We start from the raw sequence: 20,466 nt of genomic DNA, 5'->3' as shown, positions 1-20,466 counted from the left end.
GGCACCACTTCCCCTGACTTTTCACAATGCTTGCCATTATCGCCTTATGTTTCAATTTCATGGCAAAAAATTTATAGTTGCGGCGCAGTGTAGACTACCTACGGACGGAGTACTCTGCTGGCCGGGATGGCACGATACGTTGCAATTCATTCAGCATCCACGAGACCTGTTTTGCTATGGCCCCGAAAACCGGATTTCTTGACACACTCCTGACCAGTCCATCCACTGAGCGATATCGGGTTGGTTTCAGCTTACTATTTTTGCTCGGTATCTGGCTGGTGGTCGGGCAGCTGAGCAGCGGTATGCCCAACAGCATGCTGCTGATGGCGGCTGCTGTTATTGGTGGCTATATGGCGATCAATATCGGCGCTAACGACGTCGCCAATAACGTGGGGCCGGCGGTCGGTTCCGGTGCCCTGTCTCTGGGTGGCGCGGTGTTGATTGCTGCCATTTTTGAGGCGGGTGGCGCCATCATCGCCGGTGGTGATGTGGTGTCAACCATCAAGGGCGGAATCATTGCCGCTGATCGTCTGGACGACGTTAACGCCTTCGTCTGGCTGATGACGGCGGCGCTGCTGGCGGGGGCGCTCTGGCTGAACCTGGCCACCTGGATGGGGGCTCCGGTGTCCACCACGCACTCCATCGTCGGTGGCGTACTGGGTGCCGGGATCGCCGCTGGCGGCTGGGGTATCGCCGATTGGGCCGTCATGTCCAAGATCGTCGCCAGCTGGGTGATATCCCCGGTGATGGGCGGGGTGCTGGCTGCCCTGTTCCTCTTTGCCATCAAGAAGTCTGTTCTCTATCGCCAGAACCTGATTCCAGCCGCCCGCACTTTCGTGCCCTGGCTGGTTGCCATCATGGCCTGGGCCTTTGGCACCTACCTGATGGTCAAGGGCGTCAAAAAGATTATCAAGGTGGATTTTCTCGAGGCCTCCCTGGTCGGTCTGGCGGTGGCCATTGTCGTGTTTGTCATCATGCGGATAGCTGTTGGTCGTCGCGCAGCGACCATGGAAAACAGCTCGGCTGGCGTGAATACCCTGTTTACCTGGCCGCTGATTTTTGCCGCTGCGCTGTTGAGTTTCGCTCACGGGGCTAACGACGTGGCCAATGCCATCGGCCCTCTCGCCGCGATCAACGACGCCCTGTCAGCGGGGGCAGTGGTTACTGCAGCCTCGATACCGTTGTGGGTCATGCTGGTGGGTGCGCTGGGGCTGTCGGTCGGCCTGATGCTGTTTGGTCCGCGCCTGATCAAGACCGTAGGCAGCGAGATCACCGAGCTGGACAAGACCCGCGCCTTCTGTATCGCACTGTCCGCCGCGCTCACCGTCATTATTGCCTCCCAGCTGGGGCTGCCGGTCAGCTCCACTCACATTGCCATCGGTGGTGTGTTCGGCGTCGGCTTCCTGCGGGAGTACCTGAAATCCAATTACGCCACCCAGCTTCACAAGATCATGGAACACCATGATGAAGCCGAGCAGGAGCGCCTGCGTCCGTTCCTGGATGATTTCCGCAATGCCTCGGTGGAAGAGATGGAGAACCTGCTCAAGCAGGCCAAGAAGAAAAAGCAGGTGCCGCTATCCAAGAGCGAGCGCAAGCGCCTGAAGAAGATCTACCGCGAGGAAATGGTCAAGCGCTCCCATCTGACCCGTATCGTGGCCGCCTGGATCATCACCGTGCCCGCATCTGCACTGATGGCAGCCACGCTGTTCTTCACCCTGCGCGGCTTGTTGATGTAATACCTGCCCCTGCCCGCTTCAACAACGAAGCGGGCAGGATCATCTCCCCCGGGCTGGTTGCAGCCAGCCGAATTAGCCATACTATCTATAGGTTGAGGGGTGTCCCCTGAACGTCAAACTATCCGGGAGTAAATGATGAGTTCGTCTGCCGAAAGCCGTCAGGCCCGCATGATTGATGAGCTGCGAGTGTTCATCAAGAAGGTACTGAGCGATCCGACCATTGCGGTCAAATCTGTGGAAATTGCCCGCAAGCACCGCAATGAGCCGAAGGCCAATGAGGTGATTGCCAGGGAAATCAGCGCCAACACCACGATCCGTATCCCCGAGAACTGGAGCGAGGCGGATCACATGTTCCTGGATATCCTGCACGAAGTGCTGGATGACGAAGAGGCGCTGTATTAAAAGCTAGACGGCATACCTTGAGCGAGGGCCGGGGAGGCTGGTCCAAAACCCTGCGGAGCCATGGATGGCGGAGCGGAGCGTACAGGGACGTATTCACAGCGTGTTTTGGACAAGCCTCCCCGGCCCTCGCGGTGTCTGACCCAAAAGAACATCAGGCTTGCCGCACGCCTGGCTGATGCTGTTTGAGTACCGCATTAGCCATCTGATGCAGAATGTTGATCTCGTCCTGAATATCTTCCTCAGTAATCGCCAGTTCCCGTTGTTCCGCCAGAATATCTTCCAGGATTTCCCGGGTGGTTAAGGGGTTGGCGAGAACCACCCGGAACACGATACACGGATAGTGGAAGTAGCGGGCCGGCTCCAGCCGGGTCCGCGAGACAAACGCCTTGCCCCGTTCCCGCTGGGTTTTCTGGATGAACTTGGTGATGCGGTTCAGGCAGGCATTCAGCTTTTCCGTCTGTAATTCATCCGCCAGCGCCAGTGCCTGCTGCACGTCCTCCGGGCAGTAGCGATAAGTCAGGATGTTCAGTTCCGGTTTGGTGACCAGCTCGAAATCCGGTTGGGCGTTGATCAGGTCGGCAAAGGTCTGTGCCTTGTCGATGCCCTGGTCGATGAGGATCTCGTAGCCTTCCCGGGCGAGGATTTTCAGGCCCGAATGGATCAGCATGGACATGCCCGGGCGCGAGCCTTCCAGCGTGGTGCTGCCCAGGTCCCGTGAGCCCTTACGGATGATGTACTGGGCGTGGTGTTCAACGGCACTGGCCAGGCTCGGGTCGCGGAATACCACCAGGCCTACGCCCATGGGGACGTAGAGCTGTTTGTGCGCATCGAAGGTGACGGAATCGGCCTGTTCGATGCCGCGCAGAAGAGAACGATAGGTGCGGGAGAACAATGTAGGCCCGCCCCAGGCAGCGTCCACGTGGAAGTGGGCGCCGAATTCCCGGGCGATGTCGGCCATGGCGTCCAGCGGGTCGACGTTACCGGTTTCGGTGGTGCCTGCGATGCCGCAGATCGCCATGATCTTGATCTTCTGTTTCTGCAGCTCCAGGCACTTGTCCCGCAGGGCGTCGGTCTGGATGCGGTTATCGTCGTCGGTGTCCACCGGAATCAGGAAGTCGCGGCCCAGGCCAAGCACGTCGGCGGCTTTGCGCAGCGAATAATGGCCACGGCGGGAAACCAGGATCGCCGCACCTTCGTAGCCATAGTAGCGCAGGGCCCGGAACAGGCCTTCCTGATGGATGCCACGGAAGCTGCCCTCGGCTGGGAAGGCGCGGTTGCGGGCCACCCACAGGGCCGTCAGGTTGGCGACGGTACCGCCGGAACACATGGCGCCGAGGGCAAAGCGTGGGTTGTGCATCCACTTGCGGTAGAAGGCGCCGTCCTGTTCGTAGACCAGGCGGTGAATCATCCCCAGAACCTGGCGCTCCATGGGGGTAAACGCCTTGGAGGTTTCGGTCTTCACCAGGTTCTGGTTCAGGGCAATCATGATCTTTGACAGCGGCAGCATGAAGTAGGGCAGTGCCGAGGTCATGTGTCCGATGAAGCTGGGGGACGCGGTATGAACGGAGTTCGCCACCAGCTTGTCCAGCAGGAACTGGGCCTGCTCGGAGACAAACACGGGCTTTTCCGGGATGGCGTAGTCCGAGAAGTCTTTCTCGACCTCGGACAGGTCCCGTTCCACGGCCACAATGTGTTCCTGCAGGAAGCCTGCAAGGTTCCGGGATATGTTCTGGTCGATCCGACTCAGGGTGGATTCCGGTGCCTCTGGCACCGTGAATACACGGTACATCGCCTCGACCGAGGCCTGGGCGGATTTTTTCTTTCCGGTCATACGCGCGCCACACACTGTCAAACGGTGGTCATCCGCCGGCCGGTTCCGGATGCCTGGCGGATACAGCCGGAGTTTTCACTCCGACATTGGAAATACGTCTTGCCCGATGTCACCCGGGCGCTCTGGCTTCCCTTATGGCCGTTGAGCCTTTGACTCTGACTGACGCTTATTAAAGGGAGCGTAGTATACGGCCTGGTGAAATCTTGTGCCACACAGGGCAGGATACGTGCGTCAGAGAATCTCCCGGTGTACGTCCAGTATGGCAGCATCTATCCGCTCCTGGATGGCTTTTTCAATCTGGTCCAGGCGCTGGGTGATTTGCTGGGTTGAGCTGCCAAGGGACGCAATGGTCCAGGTAGCGCAATCGAGGGCGTCCTGGTCGGCGGTTTCGGCGACCGCCAGATCTGGCTCCCTGCCCCACACGGCTTTCAGGGCGGTAAAGACTTTGCGTTTGGCCTTGAGGTCTTCGCAGCCATAGAGCTGGAAGTGCAGGGTGAGTACGCCCACGTGAGGGGTGATCACCGGTGTCGGGCCAGATTGATTGAGCAGTTTTCTCAGAGCTTCGGACATAGTCTTTGGGTGCTGGAACCTCCGGGGGCGCGCTTTCCAAAACACGCTGTGAATACATCCCTGTACGCTCCGCTCCGCCATCCATGGCTCCGCAGGGTTTTGGAAAGCGCGCCCCCGAAGGTTCTCAAGCCTCTCGGGTGGCGTCAGGTTCGGTCAGGCTTTGGATTGCCCTGATCATTTGAACTTTAGCCTACTACAGGCGTTGCCCGTTTGATAATGGCAGCGGCGTCGGTGCCCGAGGGCAGGTTGCCGTAGTTGAGGCCGCCGCCGGATTGCAGGCGCGAGGCGCAGAAGGCATCGGCTACCGCCGGGTCGGATCCACGCAGAAGCAGGCTGGCCTGCATGGCCAGGGCCAGGCGGTCGACCAGGTTGCGGGCGCGGTACTGGAAGTCGCTGATGTCCTTGAAGTCGATCTGCAGTTGGGCGACGAAGCGATCGAAGCGGGCGTCGGTGCCTTTGGCTTCGGCGACTTCCTGGAAGAACGCGTCGAGGGTGTCCGGTTCTTTCTGCAAAGCCCGCAGGGTGTCGAGGCACTGGACGTTGCCGCTGCCTTCCCAGATGGCGTTAACCGGTGACTCCCGCAGCAGCCGGGGCATGATGCAGTCTTCCATGACGCCGCTGCCGCCGATGCATTCCATGGCTTCGTAGGCGTGGTTCGGGGTGCGTTTGCAGATCCAGTATTTGCCGACCGGTGTGGCAAGTCGTGCCAGCAGGCGCTCGTGTTCCTGATGCTGGTTGTCCAGTGAGCGGGCGATGCGCATGGTGTAGGCCATGGCGGCTTCGCTTTCCAGGGCCAGGTCAGCCAGTACGTTCTGCATCAGCGGTTGTTCGCTGAGGCGCTGGCCGAAGGCGCTGCGGTGGCGGCAGTGGTGTGTTGCCTGTGCCAGGGCCTGGCGCATGCCGGCGGAGCTGCCGATCATGCAGTCGAAGCGGGTCATGGCCACCATTTCGATGATGGTGGGCACGCCGCGGCCTTCTTCGCCAACCATCCACGCCAGGGCACCACGCAGTTCCGCTTCGCTGGAGGCATTGGCGACGTTGCCCATCTTGTTCTTGAGGCGCTGGATCTGCCAGGGGTTCTTGGTGCCATCCGGACGCCAGCGTGGCATCAGGAAGCAGGACAGTCCGCTGGTTGTCTGGGCGAGTACCAGGAAGGCATCGCACATGGGAGCGGAGACAAACCATTTGTGGCCGACCAGTTCGTAGGCCTGTCCCGGGCCTTCGGTGCCGATCGGGTAGGCGCGGGTGCTGTTGGCGCGGACATCGCTGCCGCCCTGTTTCTCGGTCATCGCCATGCCGATGGTCACTGACTGTTTCTGGCCATCGGGCAGGTTGCGGGGATCGTATTGGTTGGCGAGGATGCGGTCTTCCCAGAGGGCTGCCAGTTCCGGCTGCTTGCGGATGGAGGGAATGGCCGCAAAGGTCATGGTGATGGGGCAGCAGTGTGCCGCTTCCACCTGGGAATGCATGTAATATTTGGCCGCCCGCGCAACATGGGCGCCCTTGCCGGGGTGAGTCCAGGGGCTGCTGTGCAGGCCGTGTTCCATGGCAATGGACATCAGCTGGTGATAAGCCGGGTGGAAATCCACCTGGTCAATACGGTGGCCAAAGCGGTCATGGGTGTTAAATAGCGGCTTGTTTTCGTTGGCCCGAAAGCCCAGTTCAATGGTTTCCCGGCTGCCGGCCAGCGCGCCAAAGGCCTGTAGGTCGTCAGCGGCTGCGCTGCCACCTTCGCGATCCACCGCTTCCCTGAGCGCGGTGTCCTGGTCGAACAGGTTGTAGTCCTCCAGGGCGGGGGGCTGATTGACCACGTCATGGGTCACGGCCAGATAGCGATCTTCCGGTCCGGTTGCGTCAGTGGTGGTTGGTGCAGGCTGACGGGCGTTCATATTACCTCCTGGTACCGGTCAGCCCCTGTATGCAAAAACGTAGGATGGAGTTGACCAGTGGCTCGTAGTTGTCGTTTCTCGGTTCGGCCCGGCTATTGATCTGGGCTGGAGACAAGGGTCCGACCAGGCTTTCGGCGATAGCACCTACCAGGCATGTACTGCTCTGGCGTGCGTCCTGTTCGGGAATGCATCCCTCTTCCATGCCTTCGCTGATGGCCTGTTCGAACAGCTCGGCGTAGGCCTGCCGGTAGGCCAGCCGCTCTTCCTCCACTTTCGGGTCGACCGGTTCTGCAATCAGTGACCATGCCATCACCGGTCCTCGCAATGCGCGCTCGGCAAACTGGCGCAAGGCTGCCTCAAGCCGCACAGTGGCATCCCCGTGGGAGGCCAGTGCCTCCGCAACCTTGTCGACCTCCCTTTGGGTTGCCAGTCGGAAAATTTCCGCAAACAGGTCTTCTTTCGACTCGAAATGGCGGTAGATTGTTCCTGTTGCAACGCCTGCCATGGCGGCAATGGTTGTGACTCTGGCGCTGCGAAAGCCATTTTCCGCCACGCATTGGTAGGCGCAACTGACAATGCGCTGGCGAGCCTCCGCTTTACGTTTGCGCATTTTTTCCGTTTCCCGGTAGGCCATGCTGGCTCCTATCAAACAAGTGAATCATTATTCAGTTCTTGTGTCAACCAATCGGACGTCGGTTGTATTTTATCTTTATATTTAAAATCAATAGATTAAATAGATTTACAAAAAGTTACAAAAAAACCTTTGCCTGTAAATGGCGCCGCCTGGAAAAGAGGATTATAAAGACGCCAAGGCACACCGATTGGTCGGTTTTTGCCGAGGTGGAGCGGCCCGCCCAAGCCGGGTCAGGTGCGCTCGTAGTTTTGTTTTCGTTGATGGAGATAAAGGCAATGAGTGAATTCGACGAAAGCAACGTGGAGCAATCCGCAGGCTGGAACAGCGACACTGAGGATAACCACTCTGTTGCTGGTCGTGCCCGGGTGCGTGCACAGTTACAGGCAGATATTGAGGCCTTCCTGAGCCAGGGTGGGCAAATCCAGGAAGTGGACACATCGTTCCGCTCCGACCCTCCCCGCAAGGTGGATGTCGGATTCAATAACCGATCTTTCTGATAGTCAGGATCCACAGCCAAAGGCTGTGGGTCTGTTTTTGAACGCTGTCTCAGCGTGCTTTCTGTCATTGCTCTATTCTGGGTCCTTTCACTGGTAGCCGTGCTTGTAAATGGCTGATCCATAACTCCAATAAGAACCCGTACATTATGAAAGTTCTCTCCTGGCTGGCAACGGCTTTGCTATTGATCATAGCAGCCATGGTCATATTTGCGTTTGCATTTCCCCGGTCCGGAACTGATCCAGGAGCCGCCCAACCAATCAGTCATAAGCAGGCTGATCGCTCGCCCGGGGCTTCCGGTTCAGACAGTATCGGAAGGCCTTCACGGTGGGTTGGTCAGTCGGATGCGGCAGTGCTTCCCGATACGCTGCCGGTTTCGCTGAGTGGTACTTCCGTTCCCTCCGGCTGGGCCAGGGTCGACAGCAATGGCAATCTGATCCCAACCCCATCGTTGCGTCAATTGTTTGAATACTACCTGTCGGCCATGGGGGAGGAGTCGCTGCAGCGCTTGGTTGCGCGCATTGAGCAAGAGTTGGAGAGGCTGGGTCAGCCGGCCCGCTCGGACGCCTTGCATATCCTGGGTAATTATCTGGATTATAAGCTCGCACTGGGCGATCTCGAGGCCTCTTATGGCCGCGACCCGGTGGATAACCTGAGAGAGACTGAACGTCGTATGCAGGAGATTCAGGGGCTACGACGGACCTGGCTGGACGCCGATACCGCGCAGGCATTCTTTGCCCGGGAGGAGGCGTTGGACCGTTTCCAGTTGGAACAGCGTCGCATTGCCGACGATGACACTTTGACTGAAGAGCAACGCGCTCAGGCCCTGGCGGATGCTGAGCGGGCGTTACCTGCCCCGTTGCGCCGGGCCCGTGAGGATACACGGAGATTTGCGGAGTATGAGCAGGTGCGAAAGGACCTTGCTGATAATCCCGAGGCTCTGGAAGCGTGGCGCGAAGAAGCCTTTGGTGCCGAACTGTCGCAGCAGCTGGCAAAAGTGGAAGCGCGGCAGAAGGCCTGGGATCAGCGCTGGCAGGCATACCGTGAAGAGCGTCAGGCGCTGGAGCGTGCTGGCCTTGCGGCACCCGAGAGACAGGTTGCCATTGAAGCCTTGCGGGATCGATATTTCACCGGCCCGGACCGAATACGGGCCAGGGCCCTGGACTCCCTGCAGTAACCTTTTTGTCACACCGCGCCGGTAAGCTCCTGCAATCCATGTAAAAAGGGCCCGAACGGAGCCTGCCCCCGATCAGAGCGGGCGTGTATGATGAGATGACGGATCGACGGGATTGTCCGGTCGGTGTGTGATTTGTGTCCTACTCGCCACCCAGGAGGTGCTTCGTGCGTTCAACAAGTCGTGTATTCCCTGCTACTCGCCTACGCCGTAATCGGGCTGATGATTTTTCCCGGCGTCTGGTGCGAGAGCATCAACTCAGTGTTGATAACCTGATTTACCCGGTGTTTGTGTTGGAAGGTGAAGGAAAGAGGGAGTCGGTTCCGTCCATGCCGGGAGTTGAACGCCTGAGTATCGATTTACTGGTGGAGCAGGCGGCCGAGCTGGTTGAACTGGGTATTCCCGCCGTTGCCCTGTTCCCGGTCGTTCCTGCAGAGCAAAAGAACACCTCGGGATCAGGTGCCTGGAACTCCGATGGTCTCGCTCAGCGAGCGGTTCGGGCACTGAAAAAGGCGCATCCCGGGTTGGGAGTGATCACCGATGTGGCGCTGGACCCGTTCACCAGCCATGGGCAGGACGGTATCGTTGATAACGATGGGTACGTGCTTAACGACGTGACCATTGAAGCGCTGGTCAATCAGGCATTGTCCCATGCTGATGCGGGGGCAGACATTGTGGCGCCCTCGGATATGATGGACGGTCGCGTAGCGGCAATCCGCGATGCACTGGAGTCGGCGGGTTATGTAAAAACGCGAATTCTGGCGTATTCTGCCAAGTACGCCTCTGCTTATTACGGTCCGTTCCGGGATGCTGTCGGGTCGGCGACCAATCTTGGCAAGAGCGACAAGGCGACCTATCAGATGGATCCGGCCAACAGCGACGAGGCACTGCAGGAAGTCTCGATGGATCTGGCGGAAGGCGCAGACATGGTGATGATCAAGCCGGGTATGCCTTACCTGGATATTGTCCATCGCGTCAAACACGAACTGCAGGTGCCGACCTTTGTGTATCAGGTCAGCGGTGAGTACGCCATGCATATGGCGGCCGCCGAAAATGGCTGGCTGGATGGTGATGCGGTTATGATGGAAAGCCTGACGGCCATGCGTCGCGCAGGTGCCGACGCCATCCTGACGTATTTTGCGGTCAGGGCCGCGCGCCTGCTGAGGCATTCCGGCACAGAAGGCTAAGGGAATAATGTCAGGTTCCGGTCAATCAGGCGATTGCCGGAACCACTTAAACTGGAATCAGTGAGTCATGAGCAGTGAATCTGTCAGAGAACTGAATGCGGAGGAAGAACAGAGTGTTCCTGCGCCCGTCGAAGTACCGCATGCCGGCCAGGAAGTGGACCTGGGGGCCAGTGAGAACTTCTTTAACCGGGAGCTAAGCCAGCTGCAGTTCAATTACCGGGTGCTCAAACAGGCCCTGGACACCACTCACCCGCTGATCAATCGCCTGATTTATTGCTGCATTTTCAGCAGCAACATGGACGAATTCTTCGAAATCCGGGTTGCCGGCCTTCGCCAGCAGATGAAATACGGTCGGGAAACCATTGGTTCCGATGGCATGATGCCCGAACAGGCTCTGGCTGAAATCAGCCGTGTGGCTCATGAATATATTCGCGAACAGTACGACATCCTCAACAACGTGCTGATTCCGGAGATGGAGCAGGAGAATATCCATTTTGTCCGCCGCCGGGAGTGGACCGCGGCCCAGGCGGAATGGGTGCGCCGCTATTTTGAGGAAGAGATCCTGCCGGTGGTGAGCCCGATAGGCCTGGACCCTTCACACCCGTTCCCGCGCCTGGTCAACAAGAGCCTGAACTTCATTGTGGAACTGGACGGAAAGGATGCCTTTGGTCGCGAAACCGGCATGGCAATCGTGCCGGCACCGCGCTCCCTGCCAAGGCTGGTGCGGCTGCCTGACGATGTCTGTGAGGGCGGCGATAACCTGGTGTTCCTGTCCTCGATGATCCACGCCCATGCCGATGAGCTGTTCCCGGGCATGGAGGTCAAGGGGTGTTATCAGTTCCGCCTGACCCGCAACGCCGACCTGGAGCTGGAGGACGACCTGGAAGACCTCGCTTCGGCATTGCGTGGTGAACTGCTCAGTCGCCGCTTTGGTGATGGCGTGCGCCTGGAGGTGGCTGATAACTGCCCGGAAGAGCTCGTCCACTTCCTGTTGCAGGAGTTCAAGCTCACCGAGCGTGACCTCTATCAGGTTAATGGTCCGGTCAATCTGACTCGCCTGATGGCGGTCGGGGGGCTTGTGGACAGACAGGATCTGACCTATTCCGGATTTTCGCCGTCCATTCCGCGACAGATTCGCAGCAAGGAATCCATGTTCGACGCCATTCGCAAGCGTCCGATCCTGCTGCTGCACCCCTATCATAATTTCAGCCCGGTGATTGACCTGTTGCGGCAGGCGGCCAAGGATCCTCAGGTACTGGCCATCCGTCAGACCCTGTACCGCACCGGCGCCGACTCTGAAATCGTTGAAGCGCTGGCGGATGCTGCCCGGCGCGGCAAGGAAGTCACTGCGGTGATCGAATTGCGTGCCCGTTTCAGTGAAGCGGAAAACCTGGAGCTGGCCAGCCGTCTGCAGGAAGCCGGGGTGATCGTGGTTTACGGGGTGGTGGGCTATAAAACCCACACCAAGATGATCCTGATCGTGCGCCGGGAAGAGGGACGGCTCCGGCGCTATGTCCATTTGGGGACCGGCAACTACCACGCTGGCAATGCCCGTCTGTACACGGACTACAGCTTCATGACCTGTGATGAATCCATTGGTGATGACGTCAATAAGCTGTTCCAGCAGCTGACGGGTATGGGCAAGGCGCTGAAGATCAAGAAACTGTTCCACGCCCCGTTTACCCTCCATAGCAGCTTGCTGAGCCTGATTGACCGGGAGGCAGGATTTGGCCAGAACGGGAGGATCATCTTCAAGCTCAATGCCCTCACCGAGCCCCAAATGATCAAGGCGTTGTACCGGGCATCCCAGGCCGGTGTCAAAATCGACCTGATCATTCGGGGTATCTGTTGCCTGCGGCCGGAAGTGCCCGGGCTGTCGGAGAATATCCGGGTACGATCCATTATTGGCCGTTTCCTGGAGCACACCCGAGTCTATTACTTCGGTAATAACGGTCGTCCGGACGTTTATTGCTCCAGCGCGGATGGTATGGAGCGCAATCTGTTGAGTCGCGTGGAGACGGCGTTTCCCATCGAGGACCCCAGCCTGGTTGCCCGGGTCCGAGAAGATCTGGATACCTATCTGGCAGATAACTGTCAGGCCTGGGTCTTGCAGCCGGACGGCAGTTACCTACAGAATCAACCGGCGGAAGGGGAAGATCGACTGGCATCCCAGCTGGTGTTGCTGGAGCGTCTGACCGGACAATAATAAGCAGTTTGTTGCGGAGAAAAAATTGAAAAAGACATGGATGATTTTGGGTGGGGGTTTACTGTTGGTTGGCGCTGTAGCTCCCTGGGGCGTGGGCTGGGTGACCGAGCAGCAGTGGCAGGACGTGACCACGGAAGTCAATGCGGCACAGCCTTTTGTCCGGCTGGAGACCCGGGATTACCGTCGTGGTTATCTCAGCGCCCGTTTCGAGGGCACGTTGACACTTGAAGATCCCGCCAGTGAAGACGTTCACCAGATAGAGTATGAGGCGAGAGTTTCTCATGGGGTAACCGGCAGCTTGCTGGACTTTGCTCCGCTCTCCGGCCTGCCTGAGGAAGCCGCAGACCTGTTCCCGGATGAAAAACCGAGACTGACCCTGGAAACCCGCTTATGGGGAGCTGCCATTGCCGAGTTGACGGTGCCAGCACTATCGGTCACTCATGACGAGACCGGGGAAACCCTGAACATCTCCGGCGGGTTTGCCCGGGTCGATATCAATGGCGGCGGTTCCGCGGCCGATATTGTTATGGTGTGGCCGGGGATGGTGCTCGACACTCCGGATCTGCAGGTCCGCCTGCGGGACTTCCAGCTTGAGCAGACGCTGCAGCATCTGCGCGGCGAGGTCTGGACCGGCGAGGGGGAGGCAGGCCTTCAGTCCGTGGAGCTGATATCCGGGAGTCAGGCTCCACTGCGGATGGAAGGCTTCAGGATGACCAGCGAGACCTGGCCAACGGACAATGATCGCAGTGTCAATTCTGAAGCCGTGGCAACCCTGGAGGCGGTGACCTCAGACGGTGAGAGCTTCGGGCCCCAGCGGCTGGAGTTTGTTATGAACGGTCTGCATGTGGACAGCTGGAGTGAGCTGACCAGTGCGATGACAGACCTGCAGGTGGCCGCCCTGGATAACCAGGCCGGCTCACCGGCTGCCTTTGAGCAACAGCTGGACAGTATGAACCGACTCAGTGGCGCGCTGTTGGATCTGGCGGCGGAAGGATTCAGTTTCGGCTTTCCGGATATCAGCCTGGTGACCCCGGAAGGGGAGGTTAACGGAGAGCTCATGGTTGGGCATCCGACCCTGTCGGATCAGGAGCGCTCGCAGATGTTGATGGTGATGCAGCGGCTGACCGGGCACATGGAATTGAGCCTGCCCCTGGCCCTTGCGGAGAATCATCCGGACCTGATGATGCAACTGGCGCCCTTGATCAAGGAAGGGATGATGACCCGGAACGGTGATCGCCTGTCCATGTCTGCGCAGCTGAAGGATCTGTCGGTCAATGTGAACGGAACGGTGATACCGCTTCCGCCTCTATTCTGAGGCGGAAGCCCGTCGGCTATCCTCTGCGCCATCCATCTCAGGATTGCTTGAACTTTTCCTTCAAAGCCGCTTCAACGGCGGGATCGACGAACTCTGAGACGTCCCCGCCGAGGGATGCAATCTCACGGATCAGGGTGGAAGAGATATAGGACAGATGGTTCGCCGGAGTCAGGAACACGCTCTCCACCTCCGGTGCCAGACGGCGATTCATATCAGCCAGCTGGAATTCGTACTCAAAGTCAGACACCGCGCGCAGGCCCCTGAGGATCACCGTTGCGTTCTGTTCCCGGACAAAGTCCGCCAGCAGGTTGCTGAAGCCGGTGACACTGACGTTGGGGATGTGAGCGGTGGCTTTCCTGACCAGTTCGCAGCGCTCCTCCAGATCCAGCAGTGGCTGCTTCTTCGGGTTGTAGGCAATCGCAACAACGATTTCGTCGAACATGCGACCGGCCCGTTCAATCAGGTCGGTGTGGCCGTTGGTGATAGGGTCAAAGGTGCCCGGGTAGATAACTTTAGGCATGCACTGCTCCTTGGTTCAGAAGCCCATAGGATACCCGGGCGTTCACTGCTTTGTCAGCCTTTGAGCTTACCGGCCAGCCGGGTGCTGTTCCTGGCCGCCAGGGCATACACCGACAGTTGGGGGTTGGCGCCGATGCTGGTAGGGAAGATTGACGCATCATGGATGCTCAGGTTGCTGACGTGGTGATGTTCACCGAAACCGTTAACCACGGACTGTTGCGGGTCTTCCCCCATGCCGCAGCCACCCATCTGGTGGGCGGTGAACAGCCTCACGCGATGCAGCTCCATGGGCAGCTCGTCGATAGCGGCCCTGGCCTCTGACCAGCTGTTGAGCCAGGGGGAATCCAGGTGCATCAGGCGGACTCGTTCGGCGCCGGCGGCAAACTGGATTTCTGCCATGGTATGGAAGGCCCGGCGCAAGCCGTCCCAGAGGTAGTCTGTCACCGGATAGTCGAGCACCGGGCTGCCGTCGTCCCGCAGACTGACGGTTCCACCAGGGCTGTCCGGATGGAAGCCATCCCTCAGCAGAGCAATCACGGACTGCATCCAGGGTAATAGCTTGAGGTTGTCCCGTTGTTCTGCACCGTGGCCGGGTACCACGCCGCTGGACATCGCCGGGTGCAGCGGTGGGACTTCCAGTTTATAGCCGGCCGGGCCATCAACGCCCTCGCGGAAGTTGAATTCGTCCGAGTAAATCGACTGGGGGGCGCCGTAAAACGGATCGACTTGCTCCGGCATTTGCGCCACAGTGGCGTTGACCGGATGAATGAACGAGCGCTTGCCGATGCGATTGTGGGGGTCGGGAATGTCTGAACGCAGCAACAGTCCGGGGGATCCAATGGCGCTGGCGGCCACCACAAAATGCCGGGCTTTCAGGTGGACCTTCACACCAGAGGGCGTCACGGAATCAGCGGACATGGCCGAGGCCACCAGGTGATCGATCCGGTCCTGTTTCATGACCAGCTTGTCGGCGCGCAGACCATGGAATAACCGGGCATCGTTGTCCAGTGCGCCCGGAATGGTTGTAGTCAGGGCGCCCTGCTTGGCATTGGTGGGGCAGCCAACGCCGCAGTACCCCAGATTCCAGCAACCCTTGACGTTGCGGGGGATCACGTTCCAGGAATGCCCCAGCTTTTCACAGCCCTGGCGCAGTATGTCGTTATTAAGATTGGGGTCAGTCAGCCAGGGGGAGACGGTATGCCGCTCTTCGCGACCATCGAACCAGGGTTTCATTGCCTCCGGCCTCAGATTCTCAAGGCCGAAGTTGTCCGCCCAGTAGTTCAGGGTGGGCTCCGGGGTACGGAAGCTGGAGGTCCAGTTGACGGTGGTTGATCCACCGACACAGCGCCCCTGGAGGATGGCAATGGCCCCGTCTTTGGTGACCCGGCTCATGCCCTCCTGATACAGCGAGGCATAGGCGGTCAGTTCGTCCATCTTGAAATCTTTCTGATAGTACAGCCGCCCCTCCTCAACAAGGATAACGGACAGTCCGGCGCGGGCCAGGATTTCGGCGGTGGTGCCACCACCGGCGCCGGTGCCGATGATCACGACGTCTGCTTCGTGGGTCTGGTGGTCTGTCAGGGTGCTGGCGTCTGTGACTTTCCAGCCGGCCTCAAGGCCCTTGGCAATTCGATCGGTTAACGACATGGAAATCTCCGGTAATCAGCGAGCGACAGGGTCAGGCGTTGTTGAACTGGGGCAGGGACTTCATGGCCCATTCCGGCGGCCCGGGGTAGCCCGACAGGTGCCAGTGCTCGGGGTGGCCATAAAACGCCACATTGCTGATTTTGGTCAGGGCGATGTAGCCATTGTTGAACAGGCCAATACCGCTGGTGCGCCAGCGTTCCAGAAAGGCGTCTGCCTCTGACGTGGTGACATTGGGCCAGCTGGACCAGACGCGGGCAACCGTAATCCGCGTCAGGCCGAAGTTGAGCAGATCGAACAGTTTGCGCAGTTCCTTCTGATTGGCCGGGCCGAACTGGACGATGCCCTGATCAATCCGTTCGATGGTGCCGGCAATCGCCTGTCGCCTTTGCTTCGGCTCTTCGGTTAATGCCGGCCCGACAATGGCTGGCAGCAGGGCCCGGAACAGTTCGATGTCATCACGGGTCAGGAACTGGAATTGATAGCCATCATCGACCGGGGTATCGGCCGCATCCAGGCGACCCGCCGGTGTGGTTGCGCAGCCACTGAGGCCTGCGGTGACACTGACGGTGCCGAGAAACAGCGTGCCGCCCACACCGGCACGCAGAAAGCTGCGTCGGTCCATGGCGGACAGGGTTTCCTGGTCGTGTGGTGGGTGGGACATGCTGGGACCCTCTTATTGTTTTCGTTGGCAAAGGTCATGCCGGGTCGGCGAGTCCGCCGGCCCGGATGTGGATCAGCGAATAAACAGCTTGTAGATCATCTTGTGCGCCGTAGTGCCGTGCGGGGCGTAGACGTATTTGCCGCTGTTGAATTTCTGTTTGCTGAAGATAGCCCGGTGATGGGACAGGGTCAGGAAGCCTTCCTTGCCGTGGTAGTGCCCCATGCCGGAATCACCAATGCCACCGAATGGCAGGTCGTCCTGGGCAACGTGCATCAGGGCGTCATTAATGCACATGCCGCCGGAGTGGGTGTTGTCCACCATTTGTTGCTGCATGGAGCGATCGTAGCCAAAGAAATACAGTGCCAGCGGGCGCGGGCGATCGTTGATGTAGTGGATCGCCTCCTCCAGACCGCCGTAGCCGACGATGGGCAGAATCGGTCCGAAAATCTCATCCTGCATGACCTTCATTTCCGGCGTGGTCTTCAGGACCAGGGTCAGGGGGATCTTGCGGGTGCCGTCCTTCAGGTTTTCACGGGACGGGTTGAGCTCGACGATCTCAGCGCCTTTCTCCCGGGCGTCATCCAGATACCCCTGCAGCCGTTCGTACTGTCGCTCATTGATGATGGCGGTGTAGTCGTCGTTATCCCGCAGGCTGGGGTACATTTCGGCAAAGCGCGCACGGAATTCGTCGACAAAGGCCTGGACCCGATCTGCGGGACAGAGTACGTAATCCGGCGCCACACAGGTCTGGCCGGCATTGAAGGCCTTGCCGAACGCAATGCGCTGGGCCGCATCCTCCATGGGAACATCGGAGGAGACAACTGCAGGGGACTTGCCACCCAGCTCCAGGGTAACCGGCGTCAGGTTCTCCGACGCGGCCCGCATCACCAGCTTGCCCACGGAGGTAGAGCCGGTGAACAGCAGGTGGTCAAAGGGGCGGCTGGAGAAATCCGCGGCGACATCCGCCTCACCGGTGATCACCGATACCAGGTCCGCGGGGAATGTGGCCTCAATGATCTCCTTGAACAATGCCGAGGTGTGCGGGGTGAATTCCGACATCTTGATCATGGTGCGGTTCCCTGCTGCCAGCGAGGCAACCAGTGGCCCGACGGCCAGATACAGCGGGTAGTTCCAGGGCACTATAACGCCGACCACGCCCTTGGGCTGGTAGTGCACCTTGTTGCTGGCGGGTTGGAACAGCACGGAGACATGGCGTTTCGAGGGCTTCATCCAGCCGCCGAGGTTTTTCAGGGTGTAATTGATGCCCTGGATGGACGGCATGATTTCTGCGATCAGCGATTCGTCCTTCGAGCGGCAACTGAAATCCCGGTCAATGGCGTCAGTCAGCTTGTCCTGATTGCTCAGTAGCGCCCGCTTCAGTCGCTTCAGGTTTTCCTGGCGCTCGGTCAGTGAGGGCATCGAGTTGTTACGGAATGCCTTTTTCTGATCCTCGAATACGCGATGTGTGTGCTGGATCTGCTTCTTGCTTTCGGTGAGCTCGACGACGCTGGCTCCCATGGTACTCTCCCCTCGGGCTGCCGGATGCATGCCGGGCGCCCTATTGTTGTAGATATGGTGGCGAAAGATTGCTCAATTTGCGCTTGAAGGTATTATTAGAGTATATACTCTAGGTAGTCAAGGAAAGCCGAATGGCGGATCAGGCCATCCGCCGGTCACACAACAACAAAGCTTGCTGAACCTATGAAAACCAGAGACAAGATCCTGTTATCCAGCCTGGAGTTGTTCAACGAGAGGGGGGAGCGAAACGTCACCACCAATCACATCGCCGCCCATCTGGCCATTTCCCCGGGTAATCTCTATTACCATTTCCGCAACAAGTCGGACATCATTTACGAGATCTTCCTGGAATACGAAAAGCTGGTGGATTACTACCTGGATATTCCAGAGGACCGGCCGCTGACCCTGGACGATATGATGTTTTACCTGGAGTCGGTATTTGATGGCCTCTGGAGCTATCGGTTTTTTCATCGTGACCTGGAGCACCTGCTGGATGGTGACCGGCGCTTACGTCAGGACTACCGGGAATTTACCGATCGTTGCCTGGATGCCATCAGCCGGATCTTCGAAAAGATGGCGGACGCAGGCATTATCGAGCCCCAATCCGACGAGTTGCGCTCGGCCATGTCGCTGAACGTCTGGCTGGTCATCACCAACTGGATGGCGTTCCTGAAGACAGCTCATGCCTGCGAGGAGTCAGTCAACCTCACGTTGACGGAGCTCAAGCAGGGGATCTATCAGGTGCTGACCCTGGAAATTCCCTATCTCACAGCGGCCTATCGGGAGAGAGTTCTGGCACTGAGAGAGAAGTACCGGCCACAACTGCCGGAAACCCGTGAGGTTGATTTGTCGGTTGGAGCTGCGAGGTGGAATACGGTTTGATTATTTTTTAATCGATTCGGGAACTTTCGGAATAGCCCCGTGTCCTATATTTGACGTTGGGGATCCGGACATCCCTGGCGTTACCCTGAGTGAGTTCTCAGGTTTTAGCACGTCGCAAACCCTGACGTTTCACCGGCCTGTCTGATGGCAGGCCGGTTTTTTATGGGTCCCGTCTCACCCCATCATCTCTTCCGGAATATCGTCGCTGTCAGCTTCCAGCCATGCGGTCAGCGCGTCACGACATTCATCAACTCCGCGCTTTGACGTTGCCGAGAACATGATCAGGTGCTCGACGCACTGGAATTCTTTCAGTTTTCCGGCGATGCCCAGCATGGCTGTCTTGGCCTGCCCGAATTTCAGTTTGTCGGCCTTGGTGGCCAAAATCATCAGCGGCAGGTTGTTATGTTCGCACCATTCCACCATCATCTGGTCGAAATCGGTCAGCGGGTGGCGAATATCCATGACCAGTACCAGGCCCCTCAGGCAGCGGCGATCATTGAGATAGTGACCCAGGTGTTTTTGCCAGTCGTCCTTCATATCCCGGGAGACTTTGGCATAGCCGTAGCCGGGCAGGTCCACCAGGCGGCAGTTTTCGCGATTCAGTGTGAAAAAATTGATCAGGCGGGTGCGGCCGGGCGTCTTACTGGTGCGTGCCAGTTTGCCGTTGGCGGTAATGGAATTGATCGCGCTGGATTTGCCGGCGTTGGAGCGGCCCGCAAACGCGACTTCCGCACCGGAGTCCAGTGGGCACTCTTCCAGCCGCGAGGCGCTGATCAGGAATCGGGCGCTGTTATATGAGATCGATTTTTGAGTCAGATCAGATGACACGGTGGTTGGGCTTCCTATTGGATTTCAGTTATCAGGGATTAATGTATAATGCTACACCAATTCCGGGCAGCACGCTGAGCGATGCTGCTGAACAGCCCCGGTTTTGTGCCTTTCTGGGCCAGTGCCTGCCGGCTGCATAACGAAGAATACTTTGGATGAGAGAAGCGGAGCGAGCATGAAAAAACTGATCGCAGGAGTTGTTCTCGGTGTTGGCCTCACAGCGATGGCACACGGGGCTGGAGATCCTGAAGCAGGCAAGGAAAACGCAGCCGTCTGTGCCGGCTGCCATGGTCAAGGGGGCGCCAAGCCGGTGATGGCGGTGTACCCGAAGCTGTCCGGGCTGGGTGAGAAATACCTGTACAAGCAGTTGTCGGCCATCAAGAGTGGTGATCGTCAAATTGCAGAGATGACCGGGCTGCTGGACAATATGTCCGACAAGGATCTGCAGGATCTGGCTGCCTACTTCGATGACCAGAGTATGGTGGTCAATCAGGCCGATCCGGAGCTTATTGAGCAGGGTCAGGCGTTGTATCGTGGTGGTAACCTGGCGTCTGGCGTGCCGGCCTGTTCCGGTTGTCACAACCCGCAGGGTCTGGGCAACGAGCCCGCAGGCTATCCGCGCCTTGGTGGGCAGCAGGCTGCGTATATAGAGAAGCAGCTGAAAGCTTACCGGGACGGCGAGCGTAATGGTACTGCAAACGCCTCCATCATGATGGACGTTGCTGCCAAGCTGACCGATTCGGAAATTGAGGCAGTGGCCAACTATATTTCCGGCCTGAACTGATTCGTCTTCCGGGCGCATAAAAAGCCGGTTTCCACGTCCTGGAAGCCGGTTTTTTTATTTCCGCCGATCAGGGGGTGGTCAGGCATTTCCAAAACGGAGAAGCGTGGCTTCTTTGAATGTTTTGGAAATGCCTGACCACCCCCTGATCGGCGGAAATAAAAAAACCGGCTTCCAGGACGTGGAAACCG

Annotated in this window: 18 protein-coding genes; 9 read left to right on the top strand and 9 right to left on the bottom strand. The window is 58.6% G+C overall.

Annotated features, from left to right (window positions below; genetic code table 11):
* Positions 1-176 precede the first annotated feature (176 nt).
* Complete coding sequence (locus tag Q0Y21_RS07245) at positions 177-1,736, top strand: inorganic phosphate transporter (RefSeq protein WP_366517661.1); 1,560 nt, start codon at positions 177-179, stop codon at positions 1,734-1,736.
* Between the two features lie 135 nt (positions 1,737-1,871).
* Positions 1,872-2,138 (top strand): hypothetical protein, encoded by a 267-nt coding sequence (locus tag Q0Y21_RS07240; RefSeq protein ID WP_012137124.1) that lies wholly within the window; start codon positions 1,872-1,874, stop codon positions 2,136-2,138.
* A gap of 151 nt (positions 2,139-2,289) precedes the next feature.
* Here Q0Y21_RS07240 and panP read toward each other — a convergent pair whose 3' ends face one another.
* The 4 genes from panP to Q0Y21_RS07220 all read right to left on the bottom strand — a co-directional run bounded on the left by panP (position 2,290) and on the right by Q0Y21_RS07220 (position 7,062).
* Entirely contained in the window at positions 2,290-3,969 is a 1,680-nt protein-coding gene (panP, locus tag Q0Y21_RS07235; RefSeq protein WP_297793167.1) for a pyridoxal-dependent aspartate 1-decarboxylase PanP, read from the bottom strand.
* A gap of 231 nt (positions 3,970-4,200) precedes the next feature.
* Positions 4,201-4,539, bottom strand: coding sequence for a DUF503 domain-containing protein (locus Q0Y21_RS07230; RefSeq protein WP_297793164.1), 339 nt, complete (start codon positions 4,537-4,539; stop codon positions 4,201-4,203).
* A 185-nt stretch (positions 4,540-4,724) separates the two neighbouring features.
* The gene (locus Q0Y21_RS07225) at positions 4,725-6,428 is read right to left on the bottom strand and encodes an isovaleryl-CoA dehydrogenase (protein ID WP_297793162.1); all 1,704 of its coding nucleotides are present in this window, start codon (positions 6,426-6,428) and stop codon (positions 4,725-4,727) included.
* A gap of 1 nt (position 6,429) precedes the next feature.
* On the bottom strand, positions 6,430-7,062 hold the full coding sequence (locus Q0Y21_RS07220) for a TetR/AcrR family transcriptional regulator (protein WP_297793159.1): 633 nt from the start codon (positions 7,060-7,062) through the stop codon (positions 6,430-6,432).
* A gap of 275 nt (positions 7,063-7,337) precedes the next feature.
* Between Q0Y21_RS07220 and Q0Y21_RS07215 the strand changes: the two genes are divergently transcribed.
* The 5 genes from Q0Y21_RS07215 to Q0Y21_RS07195 all read left to right on the top strand — a co-directional run bounded on the left by Q0Y21_RS07215 (position 7,338) and on the right by Q0Y21_RS07195 (position 13,439).
* The gene (locus Q0Y21_RS07215; protein ID WP_297793156.1) at positions 7,338-7,559 is read left to right on the top strand and encodes a hypothetical protein; all 222 of its coding nucleotides are present in this window, start codon (positions 7,338-7,340) and stop codon (positions 7,557-7,559) included.
* A 350-nt stretch (positions 7,560-7,909) separates the two neighbouring features.
* Positions 7,910-8,734, top strand: a complete 825-nt coding sequence (locus Q0Y21_RS07210; protein ID WP_297793153.1) for a lipase secretion chaperone — start codon at positions 7,910-7,912, stop codon at positions 8,732-8,734.
* Between the two features lie 164 nt (positions 8,735-8,898).
* Complete coding sequence (hemB, locus tag Q0Y21_RS07205) at positions 8,899-9,918, top strand: porphobilinogen synthase (RefSeq protein WP_297793151.1); 1,020 nt, start codon at positions 8,899-8,901, stop codon at positions 9,916-9,918.
* A 67-nt stretch (positions 9,919-9,985) separates the two neighbouring features.
* Positions 9,986-12,124, top strand: a complete 2,139-nt coding sequence (ppk1, locus tag Q0Y21_RS07200) for a polyphosphate kinase 1 (RefSeq protein WP_297793148.1) — start codon at positions 9,986-9,988, stop codon at positions 12,122-12,124.
* Positions 12,125-12,149: 25 nt separating this feature from the next.
* On the top strand, positions 12,150-13,439 hold the full coding sequence (locus Q0Y21_RS07195) for a DUF945 family protein (protein WP_297793145.1): 1,290 nt from the start codon (positions 12,150-12,152) through the stop codon (positions 13,437-13,439).
* A gap of 37 nt (positions 13,440-13,476) precedes the next feature.
* Here Q0Y21_RS07195 and coaD read toward each other — a convergent pair whose 3' ends face one another.
* The 4 genes from coaD to Q0Y21_RS07175 form a co-directional block, all read right to left on the bottom strand.
* Positions 13,477-13,959: a pantetheine-phosphate adenylyltransferase gene (gene coaD / locus Q0Y21_RS07190; RefSeq protein ID WP_297793141.1), complete on the bottom strand. Its 483-nt coding sequence runs from the start codon at positions 13,957-13,959 to the stop codon at positions 13,477-13,479.
* A gap of 53 nt (positions 13,960-14,012) precedes the next feature.
* On the bottom strand, positions 14,013-15,605 hold the full coding sequence (locus tag Q0Y21_RS07185) for a GMC family oxidoreductase (RefSeq protein WP_297793138.1): 1,593 nt from the start codon (positions 15,603-15,605) through the stop codon (positions 14,013-14,015).
* Between the two features lie 31 nt (positions 15,606-15,636).
* On the bottom strand, positions 15,637-16,266 hold the full coding sequence (locus tag Q0Y21_RS07180; RefSeq protein ID WP_297793135.1) for a hypothetical protein: 630 nt from the start codon (positions 16,264-16,266) through the stop codon (positions 15,637-15,639).
* A 72-nt stretch (positions 16,267-16,338) separates the two neighbouring features.
* Entirely contained in the window at positions 16,339-17,784 is a 1,446-nt protein-coding gene (locus tag Q0Y21_RS07175) for a coniferyl aldehyde dehydrogenase (protein ID WP_297793132.1), read from the bottom strand.
* A 183-nt stretch (positions 17,785-17,967) separates the two neighbouring features.
* On the opposite strand from Q0Y21_RS07175, the gene Q0Y21_RS07170 reads away from it, so the two are divergent.
* Complete coding sequence (locus Q0Y21_RS07170; protein WP_297793128.1) at positions 17,968-18,666, top strand: TetR/AcrR family transcriptional regulator; 699 nt, start codon at positions 17,968-17,970, stop codon at positions 18,664-18,666.
* Between the two features lie 174 nt (positions 18,667-18,840).
* Here Q0Y21_RS07170 and yihA read toward each other — a convergent pair whose 3' ends face one another.
* Positions 18,841-19,494: a ribosome biogenesis GTP-binding protein YihA/YsxC gene (yihA, locus tag Q0Y21_RS07165; protein WP_297793126.1), complete on the bottom strand. Its 654-nt coding sequence runs from the start codon at positions 19,492-19,494 to the stop codon at positions 18,841-18,843.
* A 175-nt stretch (positions 19,495-19,669) separates the two neighbouring features.
* On the opposite strand from yihA, the gene Q0Y21_RS07160 reads away from it, so the two are divergent.
* Entirely contained in the window at positions 19,670-20,278 is a 609-nt protein-coding gene (locus tag Q0Y21_RS07160; protein WP_297793123.1) for a c-type cytochrome, read from the top strand.
* Positions 20,279-20,466: the final 188 nt, after the last annotated feature.

This window comes from uncultured Marinobacter sp. (assembly GCF_947259545.1).
Taxonomy (GTDB): Bacteria; Pseudomonadota; Gammaproteobacteria; order Pseudomonadales; family Oleiphilaceae; genus Marinobacter.
This window is presented reverse-complemented; position numbering and strand designations above follow the sequence as displayed.

Bases quoted from the DNA above. Each gene is read 5' to 3' on its own strand.
- Q0Y21_RS07245 (WP_366517661.1), top strand. From the start codon at position 177: ATGGCCCCGAAAACCGGATTTCTTGACACACTCCTGACCAGTCCATCC.
- Q0Y21_RS07240 (WP_012137124.1), top strand. From the start codon at position 1,872: ATGAGTTCGTCTGCCGAAAGCCGTCAGGCCCGCATGATTGATGAGCTG.
- panP (WP_297793167.1), bottom strand. From the start codon at position 3,969: ATGACCGGAAAGAAAAAATCCGCCCAGGCCTCGGTCGAGGCGATGTAC.
- Q0Y21_RS07230 (WP_297793164.1), bottom strand. From the start codon at position 4,539: ATGTCCGAAGCTCTGAGAAAACTGCTCAATCAATCTGGCCCGACACCG.
- Q0Y21_RS07225 (WP_297793162.1), bottom strand. From the start codon at position 6,428: ATGAACGCCCGTCAGCCTGCACCAACCACCACTGACGCAACCGGACCG.
- Q0Y21_RS07220 (WP_297793159.1), bottom strand. From the start codon at position 7,062: ATGGCCTACCGGGAAACGGAAAAAATGCGCAAACGTAAAGCGGAGGCT.
- Q0Y21_RS07215 (WP_297793156.1), top strand. From the start codon at position 7,338: ATGAGTGAATTCGACGAAAGCAACGTGGAGCAATCCGCAGGCTGGAAC.
- ppk1 (WP_297793148.1), top strand. From the start codon at position 9,986: ATGAGCAGTGAATCTGTCAGAGAACTGAATGCGGAGGAAGAACAGAGT.
- coaD (WP_297793141.1), bottom strand. From the start codon at position 13,959: ATGCCTAAAGTTATCTACCCGGGCACCTTTGACCCTATCACCAACGGC.
- Q0Y21_RS07185 (WP_297793138.1), bottom strand. From the start codon at position 15,605: ATGTCGTTAACCGATCGAATTGCCAAGGGCCTTGAGGCCGGCTGGAAA.
- Q0Y21_RS07180 (WP_297793135.1), bottom strand. From the start codon at position 16,266: ATGTCCCACCCACCACACGACCAGGAAACCCTGTCCGCCATGGACCGA.
- Q0Y21_RS07175 (WP_297793132.1), bottom strand. From the start codon at position 17,784: ATGGGAGCCAGCGTCGTCGAGCTCACCGAAAGCAAGAAGCAGATCCAG.
- Q0Y21_RS07170 (WP_297793128.1), top strand. From the start codon at position 17,968: ATGAAAACCAGAGACAAGATCCTGTTATCCAGCCTGGAGTTGTTCAAC.
- Q0Y21_RS07160 (WP_297793123.1), top strand. From the start codon at position 19,670: ATGAAAAAACTGATCGCAGGAGTTGTTCTCGGTGTTGGCCTCACAGCG.